19 protein-coding genes are annotated in these 19,511 nt (G+C 66.8%); 18 read left to right on the top strand and 1 reads right to left on the bottom strand.

The features are described from left to right. Positions 1-7 precede the first annotated feature (7 nt). The 18 genes from CUTER_RS05800 to secG all read left to right on the top strand — a co-directional run bounded on the left by CUTER_RS05800 (position 8) and on the right by secG (position 18,596). Positions 8-2,041 (top strand): primosomal protein N', encoded by a 2,034-nt coding sequence (locus tag CUTER_RS05800; protein ID WP_047259636.1) that lies wholly within the window; start codon positions 8-10, stop codon positions 2,039-2,041. A 103-nt stretch (positions 2,042-2,144) separates the two neighbouring features. Next, the gene (def, locus tag CUTER_RS05795; protein ID WP_047259635.1) at positions 2,145-2,672 is read left to right on the top strand and encodes a peptide deformylase; all 528 of its coding nucleotides are present in this window, start codon (positions 2,145-2,147) and stop codon (positions 2,670-2,672) included. A gap of 17 nt (positions 2,673-2,689) precedes the next feature. After that, a complete protein-coding gene (fmt, locus tag CUTER_RS05790; RefSeq protein WP_047259634.1) occupies positions 2,690-3,631 on the top strand; it encodes a methionyl-tRNA formyltransferase in 942 nt (313 codons plus the stop codon). After that, positions 3,628-5,124, top strand: a complete 1,497-nt coding sequence (locus CUTER_RS05785; protein WP_047259633.1) for an RsmB/NOP family class I SAM-dependent RNA methyltransferase — start codon at positions 3,628-3,630, stop codon at positions 5,122-5,124. Before fmt ends, CUTER_RS05785 begins: the two co-directional genes overlap by 4 nt. Before the next feature lie 33 nt (positions 5,125-5,157). Next, positions 5,158-5,820 carry a ribulose-phosphate 3-epimerase gene (gene rpe / locus CUTER_RS05780; RefSeq protein ID WP_047260635.1) on the top strand — a complete coding sequence of 221 codons (663 nt, stop codon included), beginning with the start codon at positions 5,158-5,160 and terminating at the stop codon, positions 5,818-5,820. 15 nt (positions 5,821-5,835) lie between these two features. Further along, on the top strand, positions 5,836-6,819 hold the full coding sequence (gene ribD, locus CUTER_RS05775; protein WP_047259632.1) for a bifunctional diaminohydroxyphosphoribosylaminopyrimidine deaminase/5-amino-6-(5-phosphoribosylamino)uracil reductase RibD: 984 nt from the start codon (positions 5,836-5,838) through the stop codon (positions 6,817-6,819). A gap of 2 nt (positions 6,820-6,821) precedes the next feature. Then, complete coding sequence (locus tag CUTER_RS05770) at positions 6,822-7,418, top strand: riboflavin synthase (RefSeq protein WP_047259631.1); 597 nt, start codon at positions 6,822-6,824, stop codon at positions 7,416-7,418. 32 nt (positions 7,419-7,450) lie between these two features. Next, positions 7,451-8,713, top strand: coding sequence for a bifunctional 3,4-dihydroxy-2-butanone-4-phosphate synthase/GTP cyclohydrolase II (locus CUTER_RS05765; protein ID WP_047259630.1), 1,263 nt, complete (start codon positions 7,451-7,453; stop codon positions 8,711-8,713). After that, positions 8,706-9,185, top strand: coding sequence for a 6,7-dimethyl-8-ribityllumazine synthase (gene ribH, locus CUTER_RS05760; RefSeq protein WP_047259629.1), 480 nt, complete (start codon positions 8,706-8,708; stop codon positions 9,183-9,185). The genes CUTER_RS05765 and ribH overlap by 8 nt, the downstream gene beginning before the upstream one ends. A 58-nt stretch (positions 9,186-9,243) precedes the next feature. Next, positions 9,244-9,786, top strand: coding sequence for a PH domain-containing protein (locus tag CUTER_RS05755; RefSeq protein WP_047259628.1), 543 nt, complete (start codon positions 9,244-9,246; stop codon positions 9,784-9,786). 5 nt (positions 9,787-9,791) lie between these two features. Then, positions 9,792-11,786, top strand: a complete 1,995-nt coding sequence (gene uvrC / locus CUTER_RS05750; RefSeq protein ID WP_047259627.1) for an excinuclease ABC subunit UvrC — start codon at positions 9,792-9,794, stop codon at positions 11,784-11,786. Between the two features lie 27 nt (positions 11,787-11,813). Then, positions 11,814-12,698: an RNase adapter RapZ gene (gene rapZ / locus CUTER_RS05745; protein ID WP_047259626.1), complete on the top strand. Its 885-nt coding sequence runs from the start codon at positions 11,814-11,816 to the stop codon at positions 12,696-12,698. A gap of 26 nt (positions 12,699-12,724) precedes the next feature. Further along, positions 12,725-13,705 (top strand): gluconeogenesis factor YvcK family protein, encoded by a 981-nt coding sequence (locus tag CUTER_RS05740; RefSeq protein WP_047259625.1) that lies wholly within the window; start codon positions 12,725-12,727, stop codon positions 13,703-13,705. Positions 13,706-13,746: 41 nt separating this feature from the next. Continuing rightward, entirely contained in the window at positions 13,747-14,727 is a 981-nt protein-coding gene (gene whiA, locus CUTER_RS05735; protein WP_047259624.1) for a DNA-binding protein WhiA, read from the top strand. A gap of 302 nt (positions 14,728-15,029) precedes the next feature. Beyond that, positions 15,030-16,034 (top strand): type I glyceraldehyde-3-phosphate dehydrogenase, encoded by a 1,005-nt coding sequence (gene gap, locus CUTER_RS05730; RefSeq protein ID WP_047259623.1) that lies wholly within the window; start codon positions 15,030-15,032, stop codon positions 16,032-16,034. A 129-nt stretch (positions 16,035-16,163) separates the two neighbouring features. Then, the gene (locus CUTER_RS11885; protein ID WP_047259622.1) at positions 16,164-17,384 is read left to right on the top strand and encodes a phosphoglycerate kinase; all 1,221 of its coding nucleotides are present in this window, start codon (positions 16,164-16,166) and stop codon (positions 17,382-17,384) included. 21 nt (positions 17,385-17,405) lie between these two features. Next, the gene (gene tpiA, locus CUTER_RS11880) at positions 17,406-18,185 is read left to right on the top strand and encodes a triose-phosphate isomerase (protein WP_047259621.1); all 780 of its coding nucleotides are present in this window, start codon (positions 17,406-17,408) and stop codon (positions 18,183-18,185) included. Positions 18,186-18,362: 177 nt separating this feature from the next. Continuing rightward, a complete protein-coding gene (gene secG / locus CUTER_RS05715; protein ID WP_047259620.1) occupies positions 18,363-18,596 on the top strand; it encodes a preprotein translocase subunit SecG in 234 nt (77 codons plus the stop codon). Positions 18,597-18,706: 110 nt separating this feature from the next. Here the strand turns inward: secG and pgl are convergent, their stop codons facing one another. Further along, a complete protein-coding gene (gene pgl, locus CUTER_RS05710; protein WP_047259619.1) occupies positions 18,707-19,486 on the bottom strand; it encodes a 6-phosphogluconolactonase in 780 nt (259 codons plus the stop codon). Positions 19,487-19,511: the final 25 nt, after the last annotated feature.

The following is a 19,511-nucleotide window of genomic DNA, read 5'->3' as shown; positions in this document are numbered from 1 at the left end:
AGCGGCCATGGCCTCCCGGACCGCTTCGGACGCCGCTGCGGAATTGCCCGTGGCTCGCGTGCTGCCCCTGCTCGGGCTCGCGCACCTGGACCGGGGGTTCGACTACCTGGTTCCCGAGGCTGACTCGGCGGCCGCCCAGCCGGGAGTGAGGGTTCGGATCCGTTTCGGCGGCCAGCTCAAGGACGCCATTGTGTTGGAGCGCCTGGCGACGTCCGACCATGGCGGTTCCTTGAGGTTCATCGAGCGCGTGGTGTCCGCCGACGTGGTGTACCCGCCGCAGATCGCGCGCCTGGTGGAGGACCTAGCCCAGCGCTATGCGGCCGTTCGCTCCGACGTGATCCGCTCCGCCATCCCCCCTCGTCACGCCGGCGCGGAGGCCGCAGACATGGACACCGATTGGGAGGAGTTGGGTAAAGCGGAAGAACCCGACCTGTCAGCGTGGTCCTCCTACCAATTTGGGGAGTCCTTCGTGGACGCCATCGTCGCCGGGCACGCCGCCCGCGCTGTGTGGCAGGTCACCCCGGGGGAGGACTGGGCTGAACCCCTAGCGATGCTCGCCGTGAAGGTCGCGCTGGGTGGAAGCGGGGTGCTCATCGTCGTACCGGATCAACGCGACGTCGACGCTCTGGAGGCTCGGCTGCGCTGCGTCGTCGCCGCGCGTCAGATTACGACGCTCACCGCGAGCCTCGGGCCGCAGGCTCGGTACCGGCGTTACCTCTCTATTCTGCGAGGCCAGGCGCGAATCGTCATCGGGACGCGCTCGGCGGCCTTCGCCCCGGTAGCCCGGCTGGGCCTGGCGGTCATCATCCACGACGGCGACGATAACCTCGTCGAGCCACGGGCGCCGTACCATCACGCCCGGGAGGTACTCACCGCGCGGTCGAGTATCGAGGGCTGCGGTCTCATTATCGGCGGGTATTCCCGCACGGCGGAAGCGCAGCTGTTGGTCAATTCCGGGTGGGCGCACGATCTCGTGGCGCCGCGGGACATTATTCGGACGCGGTCGCCGCTCATCCGCGCCGCGGGAGACAGCGACTTCGCGATGCACCGAGACCCCCGTGCCCGGTCGTCGCGCGTGCCCTCGCAGGCGTTCGACGCCGTGCGCGGGGCGCTGACACGAGGGCGGCCAGTGCTCGTGCATGTGCCTCGCGCCGGTTACGTGCCCGCCTTGGCGTGCGGATCGTGCCGCACCCCGGCGCGCTGCCGGGCCTGCAACGGACCGCTCGGCATTCCGCCGTCGGACGACGGCCATGGCGGAACCCCCACGTGCCGTTGGTGCGGGCGCCCGGAGACCCACTTCCGCTGCGCTACGTGCGGCTCCCAGGCTCTGCGCGCGGTGGTGCTCGGAGCTCAGCGCACGGCCGAAGAAATCGGCAGGGCTTTTCCGCAGGTGCGGGTGGTGACCTCCAACGGGGACCGGATGGTCGACGAGATCCCGGATGCGGCCTGTATCGTCGTCGCGACGGCCGGTGCTCACCCGCGTATCGCCGGCGGCGGGTGCTACGGGGCGGCGCTGATTCTGGATACCTGGATCAGTCTGGGGCGTTCCGACCTGCGGGCCACGGAGCAGGCCTTCGCCACCTGGGCGGAGGTAGTGGCGCACGTGGCGCCTCACCGCGACGGCGGGGAGGTAGTCATCATGGCGCCACCGGAGGCGCCGGTGGTGCAGGAGCTTATTCGCTTCGACGCCGTCGGCGCCGCGCAGCGCGAGCTCGCCGAGCGTGCGGAGGTCGGGTTCCCGCCCACCGTGCACATGGCAGCCGTCGACGGGGCCCGCGACGGGCTCGACAGTTTCCTCGCAGTGGCGGAGCTACCGGAGGGCTCCGACGTGCTCGGGCCCGTCGAGCTGCCCGCCGGAGAGAAGCTGGCGGGTGAGTATGACATCACCCGGCACGGCCCCGCGCAGCGGCTGCTCATCCGTTCCCCGTTGACGTCGCGGGACAGCCTCGGTCGGGCCCTGCGCCAGGCGCTGACGCTCAAGGCACTGCGCAAGGATGACCTGCCGTTGCGGGTGCAGGTGGATCCCATCAACATCGGCTAGGCCCAGGTGGCAGGGCGCGGCTAGGCTGTGTGCACGACCGCGATAGTAAATAACCGCGACGCTTACCCCACGTGATCCCTCGACCTAAGGAGTTAACGCACCCGTGGCCATAAGACCAATCCGCCTCTTTGGTGACCCCGTTTTGACCAGCCGTGCCCGCGAGGTCCCCGAATCCGCCTTCGGCACTGAGAAGCTACGCACCCAGGTGGCCGACATGCTGGACACCATGGATGACGCCGGCGGGGTGGGTCTGGCCGCCAACCAGATCGGCCTGCTCAACCGCGTCATTGTCTTCGACACCACCGGCGGCGACGCGGCGTCGGGCGGGCTGCGTGGAGAGCTCATCAACCCCGTGTGGGAGGCTGTCGGCGAGCAGACGCAGGTCGGCGGCGAGGGCTGCTTGTCCATCCCCGGGGTGACTGAGGACGTGGAGCGGGCGTGGGAGATTCGTGCCTCCGGGAGGGACGCGGAAGGCCGACCGGTGACTATCTCCGCCACGGAGCTGCTCGCCCGATGCATCCAGCACGAGGTCGATCACCTTGACGGGATCCTCTTCCTCAAGCGTCTGGATCGCGAAGCACGCCGACGGGCCATGGCGTACATTCGCACCGCGCCATGGTTCACCAACTAGAAGGGGAGTGAGCAACCATGCGAGTAGTTTTTGCCGGCACCCCCGAGCCGGCTGTCGTGGCGCTGCAGGCGCTCATCGATTCCGAGCATGAGGTGGTCGCGGTGCTCACCCGACCGGACGCCCGTCGCGGCCGAGGTCGCAGCCTGCACCCCTCGCCCGTGGCCGCTCTAGCCGAGCAGCACGGTATCGAGGTCCTCAAGCCCGCCACTCTCAAAGCGAACACCGACGACGGCGATGCCGTTCGTGCCCGGCTGGCGGAGCTGGCCCCGGAGATGATCCCGGTGGTGGCCTACGGCAACCTCGTGCCGTCGGACCTGCTAGACGTGCCGCAGCACGGGTGGGTCAACCTGCACTTTTCGCTGCTGCCGGCCTGGCGCGGCGCGGCGCCGGTGCAGGCCGCCATCCGAGCCGGCGACGACGTGACGGGTGTCACGACATTTCGAATCGACGAGGGACTCGACACCGGGCCGATTCTCGCCACGGCGACGGAACCCGTGCGCCCCAGCGACACCGCCGATGACTTACTGACCCGGCTGGCGTACCTCGGTGCGGACGTGCTCGTGCGCACATGCACGGAGGCAGCATCCGGAGCAAGCGCCCCCCGCCCCCAGGTCGGTGAGGCCACCTACGCGCCGAAGATCACCACCGAGGACGCGCGCATTGACTGGCGGGCGTCGGCGCACGAGATCGATCGCCACATCCGGGCCCACACCCCGGGCCCGGGCGCGTGGACCATGCTCGGTGACGCTCGACTCAAGGTAGGGCCGGTCACGCACGCCGACGAGCCAGTGGAGCTGACACCCGGCGAACTCCGCGTGGAGAAGCAGCGCGTGCTCGTAGGCACCGGATCCACGGCGGTGGAATTGGGGCTCATCCAGGCCCCGGGTAAGAAGAAGATGCCGGCCGCCGACTGGGCGCGCGGGCTTGCCGACGACGATACGAAGCAGGGAGTGCAGTGACCGGAGGATTTAGGTCCCGTTCGACGGGTGGGGATCGGCCCGCACCGAAAAAGCCCAACGCCAATTCCGGCGGGCAAAAGCGCTCGCCGCGGCGGACCGGGGCGTCGAAGCCTCGCTCAGAGCGTGGTCAGCAGCCCCGGCGGCAGCGCACGACGCCCGGATTCGCCGATCCGGCACGCCAAGCCGCCTTCGATACGCTGCGCCGGGTCACCGAGGACGGCGCCTACGCCAACCTCACCCTCCCCGGGCTCATGCGGCAACGTAAATTGAGCGAACGTGACGCCGGCTTCGCCACCGAGCTCACCTATGGCACGCTACGCACCCTGGGGGTACTCGACAACGTCATCGCGGCGTGCTCGTCCCGTCCGATCGATGACATCGATCCGGGTGTGCTCGACGTCCTGCGCCTCGGTACCTATCAGCTGCTGAACATGCGGGTGGAGCCTCACGCCGCCGTGGACACCTCGGTGCGCCTGGCTGAGCACGCCGGCTTCGACTGGGCTAAGGGATTCGTCAACGCCGTGCTGCGCTCGGTGGGTCGCACCCCGGCGGAGCAATGGCGAGAGAAACTCGCCCCGACGGATCCGCTCGCGCGAGTGGCCTGGGAGTCCGCCCACCCGGTATGGGTTGCTCGTTCGTTTGCCACCGCGCTCGGCGTCGAGGCGGACGACCCGGAGCTAGCACGGGCACTGGCTGCGGACTCGCAGCGCCCCGTCGTGCACTTAGTTGCTCGCCCGGGTGAGATCTCAGCCGAGGAACTCGCGCTCATCACCGGCGGTGAGCAAGGCGCCTACAGCCCCTATGCGGTGTACCTGGAGTCTGGCGATCCCGGCAAGCTCGAACCGGTCCGCCAGCGCCTCGCCGGCGTCCAAGACGAGGGCTCGCAGCTCATCGCCCGCGCCCTCGTGGAAGCCGAGGTCGCCCAGGACCAGGGCCGCTGGCTGGACCTGTGCGCGGGCCCGGGCGGCAAGGCCGCGCTCGTGGGCTCGCTCGCTCGCGCGGAAAACGCTCACGTGGACGCCGTCGAGGTCTCTGAGCACCGCGCCGGCCTCATCGAAAAGGCGGTGGGCGACGCCCCGGTGACGGTGCACGTGGCCGATGGCCGTAACCCCGGCCTGGAGCCCGGCTTCGATCGGGTGCTCGTCGACGCTCCCTGCTCCGGTCTTGGTGCGCTGCGCCGGCGGCCGGAGGCCCGGTGGCGGAAGTCGGAGCGGGATATCGCCGAGCTCACCGCCTTGCAGTTTGAGCTGTTGGCTTCCGCGCTGTCGCTCGTGCGCCCGGGTGGGGTGGTGATCTATTCGACGTGTTCTCCGGATGTGCGGGAGACGCGGCAGGTGGTGGATCGCGCCGTCGCCGAGTGCGGGGCCATCGAGGAGGACGCTCACGCTTTGATTCCTGACCTGCCCGGATCCGGCGATGGGTTGAGCGTGCAGATGTGGCCGCATCGCCACGGCACGGACGCGATGTTCTTCGCGGTGCTGCGAAGGAGCTAAGACATCGGCTCGAGGCAGGGTATCGTGGAGGGTATGACTGCACCTATTATTGCCCCGTCCATCCTTGCCGCTGATTTCTCTCGCCTCGGCGAGCACCTCCGCCAGGCCGCGAACGCCGACTGGCTCCATGTTGACATCATGGACGGCCACTTCGTTCCCAATCTCTCCTTCGGCGCTGACATCATGAAGACGGTGGACAAGCTCACCGACCAGGAGCTCAACGTCCACCTCATGATCGAAGAGCCCGGCAAGTGGCTCGATACGTACGTAGCGGCCGGCGCCGACGCGATCATTTTCCACGTTGAGGCGGTAGAGGACCACGTCGCCCTCGCGCGGGAGATTCGCGGCAAGGGCGTCAAGGCGGGCTTCTCGGTTCGCCCCGGAACCCCGATCGAGCCCTACCTGGAGACTCTCAACGAGTACGATCAGGTGCTCATCATGAGCGTGGAGCCGGGCTTCGGCGGCCAGTCCTTCATGCCTGAGCAGCTGGATAAGGTCCGTACCCTGCGGGAATACATCGACAGCAACGGCCTTGACGTGGTCATTGAGATCGACGGCGGAATCAACGCCGATACCATCGCGGATGCCGCCGCGGCCGGTGTCGATTCCTTCGTTGCCGGCTCGGCTGTGTTCGGCAAGGAGGACCCGGCGGCGGCCGTGGACCAGCTGCGCGAGCTGGCCGCCGGCGCCCGTTAACCACTCCGGACGCGCATGATTCTCGACGCCGTCCTCGCCCGAGCCCTGTCTTTGGGCGAGGCCGCCCGAGGTACCACGTCGCCCAACCCGCCGGTCGGGGCCGTCGTCGTCGATAGCGACGGGCGCATCGTCGGTGAGGGCCACACCCAGCCGCCGGGTGGGCCGCACGCCGAGATCATGGCCTTGGCCGACGCCGGTCCCCGGGCCCGCGGGGCCACCGCGGTCGTCACCTTGGAACCGTGCAACCACCAGGGGCGGACCGGCCCGTGTACGCAGGCGTTGCTCTCGGCGGGCATAGCCCGCGTCATCTATCTGACCCCGGACCCGAACCCGAAGGCCGCGGGCGGCGCCGCGTGGTTACGACAGCGCGGCGTCGACGTGCGCTACCACGACGTTGAGGTGGCGGCATTGCGCCCGTGGTTGACGTCCGTGCGCCTGGGACGCCCGCACGTCACGCTCAAGGTGGCACAGACCCTCGACGGGTTCAGCGCCGCCGCCGACGGCACCAGCCAGTGGATCACCGGGCCGGAGGCCAGGCACCATGTTCATGCCGACCGCGCCCGGCGCGACGCCATCGTGGTCGGAACCGGGACTGCCTTGGCTGATAACCCTTCGCTCACCGCCCGGGATGTGGGTGCGACTCGGCAGCCGCGCCGCGTGGTGGTGGGTACCCGGGACATCACCGGTGTCGCGAGCAACCTCGTTCGGCTCGGTTTCGAGCAGTACCCGAGCATCGACGAGGCGCTGGCCGCGTTGCAGGCCGACGGCGCGGTGGACGTCCTCGTCGAGGGTGGACCTACACTCGCTGGGGCTTTCCTCCGGGCGGGGAAAGTGGATGCGCTGCGCTGCTATCTTGCGCCACTGCTGCTCGGCGAGGGCCGCAGCATCATCGGTGGTGGGCTCGCCGCTACGTTGAGTGAGGCGGTTGCGTGGCGTCGGATAGCCGTAGGCGAGGTCGGCGAGGACCTTGTGCTGGATTTCGTACGTAAAGGAGATTGAGAGTGTTTACCGGTTTGGTGGAGGAGATCGGCACCGTGGCGGCGCTGGAGCCGCTGGCCGACGCAATCCGGTTGCGGATTGCCGCGGCCCGGGTGATCGAGGGCGTGTCGGCGGGTGACTCCATCAGCGTCAACGGGGTGTGCTTGACTGTGACCGATTATGACGACGCCGGTTTTGCCGCCGACGTCATGCAGGAGTCCCTCAACCGCTCCAGCTTGGGGGCGCTTGAGGTGGGATCGCCGGTGAACCTGGAGCGTGCCGTCGCGGTCGGTGACCGCTTAGGCGGCCATATCGTGCAGGGGCACGTCGACGGCACCGCGCAGGTGGTGTCGCGGCAGCCCTCCGAGCATTGGGAGGTAGTCCGAGTGGGCCTTCCGGCGGACCTGCGCCGCTACGTGGTGACTAAAGGCTCCATTGCCGTCAACGGCACGTCCTTGACCGTAAGTGCCGTTGGGCCGGACTTTTTCGAGGTCTCGCTCATCCCCGCGACGTTGCGAGACACCACACTCGGGGCGGTGGACGTGGGGGAGACTGTCAACCTCGAAGTGGACATCGTTGCCAAGTACGTCGAGAACATGGTCACAGCACCGGGTGCCTAAATCCAGGCCTCGGCGGTCTACCATTAGGCCCTATGAACGAGGATGACACGATTCTCCTAGACCCCATTGAGCAGGCAATCGACGATATTCGTCGAGGCCGAATGGTGCTCGTGGTGGACGATGAAGACCGAGAAAACGAAGGCGACCTCATCTTTGCCGCCGAGGCCGCCACCCCCGAAATGGTGGCCTTCATGGTCCGGCATTCTTCCGGTTACATATGCGTGCCCGTAACCGATGAGACCGCCGATCGCCTCGACCTGCCGCCCATGGTTGCTCGCAACGAGGACGCCCGCAGCACCGCGTACACGGTTACCGTCGACGCGGCCACGGGCACCACCGGCATTTCTGCGGCCTCCCGCGCGGAGACCATTCGCCGGCTGGCCGACCCGGCATCGACGCGAGACAGCTTCACCCGGCCGGGGCACATCAACCCGCTGCGCGCCCGCCGCGGCGGCGTGCTGGAGCGAGGCGGCCACACCGAAGCGGCCATCGACCTGGCGCGGCTGGCGGGGTTGCGCCCGGCCGGCGCTCTGTGCGAGGTCGTCTCCGTCGACAACCCCACGGACATGGCACGCGGACCGGAGCTGCGCCGCTTTGCCGATACCCATGGGCTGACCATGGTGTCAATCGCCGATCTCGTCGAGTACCGTCGCCGTCATGACCAGGTCGTCGAACTCGGCGAACCCACCCGCCTGCCGACCGAGTTCGGCGAGTTCACTGCCCGCAGCGCGACAACGCTCGTCGGCGGCGTCGAGCACATCGTTCTCACCGTCGGTGAGCTCACCGAGTCGGAGGTCCTCGTTCGCGTCCACTCCGAATGCCTCACCGGTGATGTGTTTGCCTCCCAGCGTTGCGACTGCGGCCCGCAGTTGCACCAGTCGATGCGAGAGATCCAGGCCGCAGGCGCCGGCGTCGTTATCTACCTGCGCGACCAAGAGGGGCGCGGCATTGGTCTGGCCGCTAAGCTGCGCGCGTACCAGTTGCAAGACGACGGGCGGGATACCGTCGATGCGAACCTCGATCAGGGGCTGCCCGAAGACGCCCGCGAGTACTCCGCGGCCGGCGACATTCTGCGCCAGCTCGGGGTCCGAACGGCGCGGATCTTGACGAACAATCCGAACAAGCACCGAGCACTGGAGGGCTACGGAGTGGAGATCGCGGGGCGGGCGCCCGTGGCCATCGTCCCCAATACCCACAACATCACGTATCTGCGCACCAAGCGCGACCGGATGGGCCACGACCTGCCCGCCGTCGCGGAATGGGACGCCCAGCACGAGGAGGCCAACCGTGGCTAAAGAAGGACTGCCAACGGTGAGCGACGTTGACGCCACTGGACTGCGGGTGGCCGTGGTGACGGCGACGTGGAATGCGGACATTTGCGACGTGCTCCACGCGCGAGCGGTCGCGACCGGTCGCGCACTGGGCGCGGAGGTGGACGAGTATCGGGTCGTCGGCGCCCTAGAGCTGCCGGTAGTGGTGCAGGAGGCAGCCCGGCACTACGACGCCGTCGTCGCCCTCGGGTGCGTCGTGCGCGGCGGCACCCCGCACTTTGACTACGTGTGCGACTCCGTGACCGAGGGGCTCACGCGGGTCAGCCTCGATGAATCCACTCCCATCGGCAACGGGGTGCTCACCGTCAACTCCCACGAGCAGGCCGTGGAACGTTCGGGGATGCCCGGCAGCGTGGAGGACAAAGGCGCCGAGGCGATGCACGCCGCCGTGGCGACGGCGTTGACCCTGTCGCGGCTGCGGCGGGCCCACGGCTAGACTAAGGCGGAAAATAGGCAACGACCATCGTTCGATGACGTGAGGAGATCGGTTTCCCGTGGCTGATGAAAACAAAGACCACCCTGCGCGGGTGGGACTGAGCGACGAAGAGATCGCCTACTTCAACGCTCTCGACCCGCACGCCGTGGTGAGCACGAAACCGTGGGAGTTCGAGGTCCGCTCGTCGTTCCTGCGGTGGGTGGCGATCGGCGTGGTCGTCGTCGTCATGGCCATCCACATCTGGGTGGGGGCGACCGTGGACGTGGAGTACACCGGCGCCACCATCACCCTCATCGACAAGCTCGCCTTCCCCGGCGTGGGGGCCGTGATTTCCATTCTGGCGTGGTTCGCCTTCAACCGCCCCCGCGTTCGGGCGAATGCCGACGGCGTGGAGGTACGCAACATCATCGGCACCCGCTTCTACCCGTGGCTCGTGATCTACGGACTGTCCTTCCCGCAGGGCTCGCGCATGGCGCGGCTGGAGCTGCCGGAGTTTGAGTTCGTTCCGCTGTGGGCTATTCAGTCCGCCGACGGTGACAAGGCGTTGGACGCGGTCGCGAAGTTCCGCGAGCTGGAAGCCGCCTACATGCCGAAGGACTAGTGCCGATGGCGGACCCGTCCACTTACCGTCCCGCTCCCGGAACCATTCCCACGGATCCGGGAGTGTATAAGTTTCGAGACGAACACTCCCGCGTCATCTACGTCGGAAAGGCCAAGAACCTCCGGGCGCGGCTGAGCAACTATTTTCAGGATCTCACGCAGCTTCATCCGCGTACCCGGCAGATGGTGCTCACCGCCGCCGGCGTCGAGTGGACCGTCGTGTCCAGTGAGGTGGAAGCCCTCCAGCTGGAATACACGTGGATCAAGCGCTTTGACCCCCGCTTCAACGTTAAGTACCGCGACGACAAAAGCTACCCCGTGCTTGCCGTGTCCACTGGCGAACGCTTTCCCCGAGCGTTTTTCTACCGCGGCCCGCGCCGGTCGGGTGTGCGCTACTTCGGGCCCTATGCGCACGCGTGGGCGGTGCGCGAAACCCTGGAGTCGCTGACCCGGGTGTTTCCGCTGCGCACCTGCACGAAGGGTGTGTTCAACCGGCATACCCAGCTGGGCCGGCCATGCCTAATGGGCTACATCGATAAGTGCTCGGCGCCATGCGTGGGGCGGGTGAGCGAGGCCGATCACCGGGAAATCGTGCGCGGCTTCGTGTCCTTCCTTGCGGGGAACACCGACGCCGTCGTTCGCCGGCTCACCCAGGAGATGATGGAGGCGTCCGAAGCCCTGGAGTTTGAGCGGGCTGCGAAGCTGCGTGATGACCTCGGCGCCATCGACAAGGTCATGGAGCAGCAGGCGGTGGTCCTCGGCGACGCGACTGACGCCGACGTGGTGGCCTTCCACACCGACGAATTGGAGGCCGCCGTCCAGGTCTTCCACGTCCGTGGCGGGCGAATCCGCGGCCAGCGCGGCTGGGTGGTGGAAAAGCCCGAGGACTATAGCGTCGCCGAGTTGGTCCAGGACTTCCTCGTGCAGTTTTATTCCGATGCCGCTGACGCCGCCACGGCCGCCGAGTCATCCGAGCTTTCCGAGCCTTCTGCCGTTGAGCCTTCGCCGCGCCGACGAGCCCTTGCCACCATTCCGCGGGAGATCCTGGTCCCCGAACTGCCCTCCGAGGTGGAGGACGTCACGCGGCTGCTAGCCCAACTGCGCGGCGCGCACGTCGATATTCGCGTGCCGCAGCGTGGGGACAAGCGCGCACTGCTGGATACGGTGGCGAAAAATGCCAAGGAGGCGCTTCGGCAGCACGCCCTCAAACGCATCGGTGACCTCAGTGCGCGCTCGGCGGCGCTGCAAGACATTCAAGAGGCGCTTGGGATGGAACAATCCCCGCTGCGCATCGAGTGCACGGACATTTCACACATCCAGGGCACGGATGTGGTCGCGTCGCTGGTGGTGTTCGAGGATGGCCTACCGAAGAAGGCAGACTATCGCCGGTACCGCATCAAGGAGGCGGCCGGCGATGGGCACTCCGACGACGTCGCCTCCATCGCCGAGGTGACCGGCCGACGCTTCCGTCGCTACCACGAGGACCGGTTGTCCCACCCCGAGGAAGACGACACGGTGTTCTCCGACGAGCACGTGGTGGAGGAATCCACCGACAGTCGGCGCTTCGCTTACCCGCCGCAACTGTTCATCGTCGACGGCGGGTTGCCACAGGTCAACGCGGCTCAGCAGGTGTTTGACGAGCTGGGAATCGTCGACGTCACCCTCGTCGGCCTAGCCAAGCGACTGGAGGAGATCTGGGTTCCCGGCGACGACGAGCCGGTCATCCTGCCGCGGAGTTCCGCCGGGTTGTTCCTGCTGCAGCAGATCCGAGACGAAGCACACCGGTTCGCCATTACGTATCACCGGCAACAGCGATCGAAGCGCATGCGAAGCAGCGAATTGGACGCGATCCCGGGCTTAGGCCCGGCTCGACGCTCCGAGCTGGTCAAGCACTTCGGCAGCGTCAAGCGGCTTAAGGCCGCGTCTGTTGAGGAGATCGCCCAGGTTAAGGGATTTGGGCCAAAACTCGCCGCCGTAGTGGCTGAACATCTGAGCCGCTGAGCCTTTTTCCCCGCTAGAATCGGGCGTATGAGTGACGTCAGTCAGCGGTTCGCCACCCCACCCGTGCTCATCACGGGGATGTCCGGCGCGGGGCTGAGCTCCGCGGCCAAGGTCCTGGAAGACAAGGGCTACTACGTGGCCCACAATATTCCGTCCCGAGTCATGGTCGACCTCTTCGAGCAATGCGCCGCCGAGGACTCCCCGGTGGACAAGCTCGGCGTGGTGGCCGATGTGCGCACACGCATGTTCCCCGGCTCCCTGTTGGAAGTCATCACAGAGCTCGATAGCCGCGGGCTCAAGCCCGTCGTGCTGTTCATGGACGCGCGCGACGACGTGCTGATCCGCCGGTTCGACAGCGTGCGCCGCACCCACCCGTTGCAGGAAGGAGACACTCTCAGCCTGGGCATCGAACGGGAGCGGGAAGCCGTGAAGAACGTTCTCGCGGAGGCCGACCTAGTTATCGACACTTCCGGGCTTTCGGTTCATGATCTCCGGCGCGCCATCGAGGTCAGCTTGGGCACCATGGCGGCCGACCGACAGCACGTCACCGTACAGTCTTTTGGTTTCAAACACGGCGCCCCGCGAGACGCCGACATCATGGTGGATGTTCGTTTCCTGCCCAATCCGTATTGGGTGCCGGAGCTGCGGGCATTCCGCGGCACGGATCAGCCGGTGGCCGACTATGTGCTGCGGCAGCCGTCGGCGGGAGAGTTCATCGACAATTTTGAGGCGATGTTCGCCTCAATGCTCGCCGGTTACCGCCACGAGGGCAAGAACTTCGTCACCGTCGCGGTGGGGTGCACCGGCGGCCATCACCGCTCCGTGGCGGTGGCGGAGGAATTCGCCCGGCGTCTGCGTCTGCGCGATGGCCTGGAGGTCAACGTCATCCACCGGGATTTTGATCGCCACTAAAGCGATAGGAAAGGACAGTATCTCTGATGAACCACCCTCTCGCAGAAGCATCCCTGGCGTGCCTAGGCGGCGGTCACGGGCTGTACCAGACGCTGAGCGCCGCAAAACTGGCCGAACCCGCGTCGATTACCGGCATCGTCACGGTGGCGGACGACGGCGGGTCCTCGGGCCGTCTGCGTAAAGAACTGGGCCAGATTCCGCCCGGTGACCTGCGCATGGCGCTGGCCGCATTGGCGGACACCACCGATCCCGACTCTGCGTTGTGGGCTCGGGCCCTGCAGCACCGTTTCGGCGGCAACGGCGCGCTGGCTGGTCACGCCGTGGGGAACCTCATGCTCGCCGGGTTGACGGAGCTGCTCGGTAGGGAGCAGGCGGCCCTCGACACGGTTGCCCGCCTTACCCGCTCCGCCGGCCGCGTGGTGCCCATGTCCAGCCAGCCCTTGGACATCGAGGCAGATGTCACAGGCCTTGATGACGACCCCCGGATCGTGCGGACCGTTCGCGGGCAGGTGGCGGTGGCCACTACCCCTGGCACGGTGCGACGGGTGCGGCTGATTCCCGATCACCCGCCGGCCAATCCGGATGCGGTCGCCGCTATCCGATCCGCGGACTTGGTGACGATTGGCCCCGGCTCGTGGTTCTCTTCGGTCATCCCGCACCTGCTCGTTCCCGGCATCGCGGACGCCATCAACTCCTCGTCGGCGCTGCGGGTGGTGGTGCTCAACCTCAGCGCTGAGATGGGGGAGACCACAGGCTTCTCGCACGAAAGGCACATCCACATGCTGGCGCAGCACGCGCCGACGCTGAAGGTGGACCGGGTGCTCGTGGACGCCTCGGTGCTGAGCAACGCCGGGGAGAGGGAGTTCCTCAACAAGGCCGTGGCCCAGCTTGGCGGGGTGGTGGTGTACGACGACGTGCAAGGCGTCGATGCCGATGGCCAGCCCTGCGCGGTGCACGACGCTGCCAAGCTTTCGGCGGCGCTCGGGCGGGTCTACGCTGCCGGCTAGACTGGGAGGACTTGCCCGAGACTGACGAAAGGATAGCGGGAGTGGTGTCGCTGACTCAGAAGGCCAAGGCTGAACTTGTCGAGGTAGCGGTGCCGCTAGCGTCGGCGCGGTGGGCGGAAATGGCCGCGATGCTACGCATGGCCGGCCGTCTCGGGGTGGTGGAGCGCCGCCTGGTGGTGGAAGCGGAGTTCGCCGAACGAGCCGTCGCCGACCGGTTGGCCTTCCTGCTCAACGACGCCTTTGGGGTTGACGTTGATGTCCAGACCGCGTCGACTAGCCCCGCCAAGCCCTCGTCGACCCTGGTGCGGTGCGACGACGGTGCCGTCGACGTCATTCGTCGGCTGGGCCTGGTGACCAGGTCGGGGACACCCGTCGTGGGCCTGCCGCCGAAGGTTATTGCCGGCGGACCCCTCGATGCCGAAGGGGCGTGGCGGGGGGCGTTTCTAGCCCGCGGCCACCTTAACGATCCCGGCCGGCCGACGTTGCTCGAAGTGAGCTGCCCTGGCCCGGAGGCAGCGATGGCGATGGTGGGGTGTGCGCGCCGGCTCGGGATCACGGCGAAAACGAAGATGAGCCGTGGTGTGGATCGGACGTCGATCAAGGATGGCGACGCCGTCGCCGCGCTACTCACCCGAATGGGGGCGCACCGGGTTCGGTTGGAGTGGGACGCCGAGCGCCTGCGCCGCGAGGCTCGCAACTCGGAGAACCGCCTGGCGAACTTCGACGATGCGAACCTGCGCCGCTCTGCACGGGCGGCGGTCGTGGCTGCCGCGCGCGTCGAACGGGCTATGGACATTCTTGGCGATGACATTCCCGAACAGCTCGCCGAGGCTGGCCAGCTGCGAGTGACACATCGTCAGGCGTCGTTGGAAGAGCTCGGGCGACTGGCCGACCCACAGATGACAAAAGACGCGGTAGCAGGCCGGATTCGGCGGCTGTTGTCCATGGCGGATAAGCGCGCCGAGGAGCTGGGCATCGATTCCACTCTGACCGTGGTGGCCGATGACGTCGATATGACCTAAATCACCACCGTGTCCTTCGCGGACGCGTTTGAACCGCCTGCTCTCGGGGGATGGGGCAAGGGGTACCCGAAGGTGGTGGCACATGCGGGCGAAAGCCCCAGTGGGTATGACGCGCGGATTACCGCATTTGTGGGTATAAGCGGAACCGCACATGACCGCTCGGACATTCTCCGGCACAAACTCGGCTGCATGGTCCTCAAAAGGGGAGTAGACTCACCGTCGAAGGACTTAAACCGGTGGGATTACCCCACAGCTCATTAAGTCCAGGCTTGTAACACTCAACCATTTGAGGAGACTTACCAGTGACCACTCGCGTTGGCATTAACGGCTTCGGCCGCATCGGTCGCAACCTGTTCCGTGCGATCCTGCAGTACAGCAACGACATTGAGGTCGTCGCCGTCAACGATCTGACCGACAACAAGACCCTGTCGACTCTCCTGAAGTACGACACCATCCTTGGCCGCCTCGGTCGCGAGGTTGAGTTCGACGATGAGTCCATCACCGTCGACGGCAAGCGCATCGCCGTCTACGCCGAGCGTGACCCGAAGAACCTGGACTGGGCCAAGCACGAGGTCGACATCGTCGTCGAGTCCACCGGCTTCTTCACCGATGCGAACGCCGCCAAGGCTCACATCGAGGCCGGCGCCAAGAAGGTCATCATCTCCGCTCCGGCGAAGAACGAGGATGCCACCTTCGTTTACGGCGTCAACCACGAGGACTACGATCCCGAGAACCACAACGTCATCTCCGGCGCGTCCTGCACCACCAACTGCCTGGCTCCGATGGCCAAGGTCCTCAACGACGAGCTCGGCATCGTCAAGGGCCTCATGACCACCGTCCACGCCTACACCGGTGACCAGCGTCTGCACGACGCCCCGCACCGCGACCTGCGCCGCGCCCGCGCCGCTGCCCAGAACATCGTTCCGACCTCCACCGGTGCCGCCAAGGCCGTGGCCCTGGTTCTGCCGGAGCTGAAGGGCAAGCTCGACGGCTACGCTCTGCGCGTCCCGACCATCACCGGTTCCGCCACCGACCTCACCTTCGAGGCCGCCCGTGAGACCACCGTTGAAGAGGTCAACGAGATCATCAAGAAGGCCGCCACCGGCGAGTTCGGCGACACCCTGGCCTACACCGAGGATCCGCTGGTGTCTTCCGACATCGTCACCGACTCCCACGGCTCCATCTTCGACTCCGGCCTGACCAAGGTCAACGGCAACCTGGTCAAGGTTGTCTCCTGGTACGACAACGAGTGGGGCTACACCTGCCAGCTGCTGCGTCTGACCGAGCTGGTTGCCTCCAAGCTCTAAGTCAGCGGTAGGGATCGAATAATCTCCGCGTGGCCCGGGGTGCCTGTCTTTCTTGGGCACGTACCCCGGGCCTCGTCGCCTGTCTGCCCCTTTCATCGTCTCCCGAACACGAACTCAAAAGGAAACCTCATGGCTGTTAAGACCCTCAAGGACCTGCTCGCCGAAGGCGTCGCGGGCCGTCACGTCCTCGTCCGCTCTGACTTCAACGTGCCGCTCAACGACGCCGGTGAGATCACCGACCCGGGCCGCATCACCGCCTCCCTGCCCACGCTGAAGGCGCTCATCGAAGGCGGCGCCAAGGTCGTCGTCACTGCCCACCTCGGCCGCCCGAAGGGCGAGGTCAACCCGAAGTACTCCCTCGCCCCGGTGGCCGAGGCGCTCTCCGAGGCGCTGGGCCAGTATGTGGCGCTGGCCGGCGACGTCGTCGGCGAGGATGCCCACGAGCGCGCCAACGGCCTCACCGACGGCGAGATCCTCCTCGTGGAGAACGTTCGCTTCGATCCGCGTGAGACCTCCAAGGATGAGGCTGAGCGCGGCGAATTCGCCGATCAGCTCGTCGCCCTGGCGGCCGACAACGGCGCCTTCGTCTCTGACGGCTTCGGCGTGGTCCACCGCGCCCAGGCCTCCGTCTACGACGTTGCCAAGCGCCTCCCGGCCTACGCTGGCTACCTCGTGGAGAACGAGGTCAAGACCCTGAGCAAGGTGGCCGAGGCCCCGGAGCACCCCTACGTCGTGGTGCTCGGCGGTTCCAAGGTTTCCGACAAGCTCGGCGTCATCGAGGCACTGGCTGGCAAGGCCGACAAGCTCATCATCGGCGGCGGCATGTGCTACACCTTCCTGGCCGCCCAGGGCTACGACGTGCGTGAGTCCCTTCTGCAGGAAGACATGATCGAGACCTGCAAGGGCCTCATCGAGACCTACGGTGAGAAGATCGTCCTGCCGGTGGACCTCCTCGCTGCCAGCGACTTCGATTCCTCCAAGGCCGAGATCAAGATCGTCGAGCTCGACGGCATCCCCGAGGGCTGGATGTCCCTCGACATCGGCCCGGAGACCGTGAAGAAGTACGCCGAGGTGCTCGCCACCTCCAAGACCGTGTTCTGGAACGGCCCGATGGGCGTCTTCGAGCAGGAGGCCTACTCCAAGGGCACCGCCGGCGTTGCTCAGGCCATCATCGATGCGACCCGCGACAACGGCTCCTTCACCGTCGTTGGCGGCGGCGACTCCGCTGCCTCCGTGCGTACCCTCGGCCTCGACGAGGATGGCTTCTCCCACATCTCCACCGGCGGTGGCGCCTCCCTTGAGCTGCTTGAGGGCAAGGAACTCCCGGGCATTTCCGTCGTCCAGGCTTAACCTGAAAGGATTCACAACACCATGGCTCGTACCCCGCTGATTGCCGGCAACTGGAAGATGAACCTCGACCACCTTGAGGCCATCGCCACCGTGCAGAAGCTAGCCTTCGCCCTTCCCAAGGAGTACTACGAGAAGGTCGACGTCGCCGTCACCGTCCCCTTCACCGATCTGCGCTCCGTGCAGACCCTCGTTGAGGCGGAAAAGTACCTCGTGACCTACGGCGCGCAGGACGTGTCCGAGCACGAGAAGGGCGCCTACACCGGTGAGGTGTCCGCACCCATGCTCGCCAAGCTCGGCTGCACCTGGGTGGTCGTTGGCCACTCCGAGCGTCGCCAGTACCACAACGAGACCGACGAGCAGGTCGCCGCAAAGGCGAAGGCCGCCCTCGGCCAGGGCATCAGCCCCATCGTGTGCGTCGGCGAACCCCTGGAGATCCGCGAGGCCGGCACCCACGTCGACTACGTCGTGGAGCAGACCCGCAACTCCCTGGCGGGCCTCGACTCGGAGGACATCAGCAAGACGGTCATCGCCTACGAGCCCGTGTGGGCCATCGGCACCGGCAAGGTGGCCTCCGCCGCCGACGCGCAGGAAGTGTGCGCCGCGATCCGCGCTCTCATCGCCGACATTGCCGGTGACGAGGTTGCCGCCGGCATCCGCATCCTCTACGGCGGTTCGGTGAAGACCGAGACCGTCGGCGAGCTCGTCAGCCAGCCCGACGTCGACGGTGGTCTCGTCGGCGGCGCTTCCCTGGACGGCGAAGGCTTCGCCAAGCTCGCCGCCGCGGCAGCCCAGGCCGTCTAAGCAGCTAGCGTCATCCGCCTCCCCTTGCCGAGGCACTGTCCGACGTCCCGCCTACGCGGGCCTGAGGTAGTGCCGGCAGCGGGAGGCGGTGGTGTAGGATGGCCACCAGGCATCCTGGGTCCCGTGGCCCGGGGCGGTTTCACACTTCGTCTATTCCCGAAAGGGCCCGCTGACTCCATGGTTCTCACGCTCCAGATTGTGCTGGTCATCACCTCCTTGCTGCTGACCGTGTTCGTCCTTCTTCACAAGGGCAAGGGCGGCGGCCTGTCCAGCCTCTTCGGTGGCGGCGTTCAGTCGAACCTGTCCGGCTCCACCGTGGTGGAAAAGAACCTCAACCGGTACACGGTGGTGATGGTCATCATCTGGATCGCGTGCATCATCGCCCTGAACCTCATCACGGCGCTGTCGTAGGAGCGCGTCGCGCTAAAGCGCGACGCGGGAAAGAAGAGCGACGCGGGAAAGCAGCGAGTCGCACTAAAGCGCGACTCGGAAAAGAAGAGCGACGCGGGTGAAACCGGCGCCTAGCTGGTGGCAGTCAGCGCAATGTCCCGGGATGCATCCTCGGTGACGAACAGCACCGTCTCGGCGTGGCCACGAGCGCCCGCGGCCGGCCACTCAACCGGATCTGCCCCGGCGGCTACGTGGCCCGCGGCCTCGGCCTTCTCGGCACCGGAAACAAGCAGCCACACCCGTTGCGCTCGTGCCACCGCTGGCAGGGTGAGGGTGCCACGCTGGGCCGGCGGCTTCGGGGAGGCGTACTCCGCCACCACCAGCCGCTTCGTCTCCTTCACCGCATCAGTGCCGGGGAAGAGGGTATTGATATGGCCTTCCCCGCCCATACCGAGCAGGTGCAGGTCAAAGCCCTCCGGGGCGAAACGGTCCAGCGCTAAAGCATAGGCCTCGACGGCCTCGTCTAGATCGCGGTCGCCGAGACCGTAGCCGTGGATATGATCCGCCGGAATGTCCACGTGATCCAACAACGCCCGGCGGGCCTGGCCCTCATTGGAGTCAGCATCGGTGAGAGCGACGTTGCGCTCGTCGCCGAAGAAGACATGAACCCGGGACCAGTCGACGACCTGGCCGGGGTAGTCCCCGTCGTAGGCACGGACGGCCTCGTCGAACTCACGCAGCTTGTCCAGCGTGCGGATACCCGCGGTGCCGCCGGTGAGTACCACCCGCGCGATGCCGTCGTGGTGAACGCCGCGTCCGGTGGACTGGATACCGGACACAACGTCCACGAAACGCTGGGCGGCGGCGAGGACGAGGGCGTCAAGATCGCGGATGCGGTAGACGTGAACCATGTCGGGGAACTCCTTCGGGTAGGCC

The sequence above is a fragment of the Corynebacterium uterequi genome (assembly GCF_001021065.1).
Classification (GTDB): Bacteria; Actinomycetota; Actinomycetes; order Mycobacteriales; family Mycobacteriaceae; genus Corynebacterium; species Corynebacterium uterequi.
Note: the sequence above shows the minus strand (reverse complement) of the source record. Positions and strands in the feature narration are given on the sequence as shown.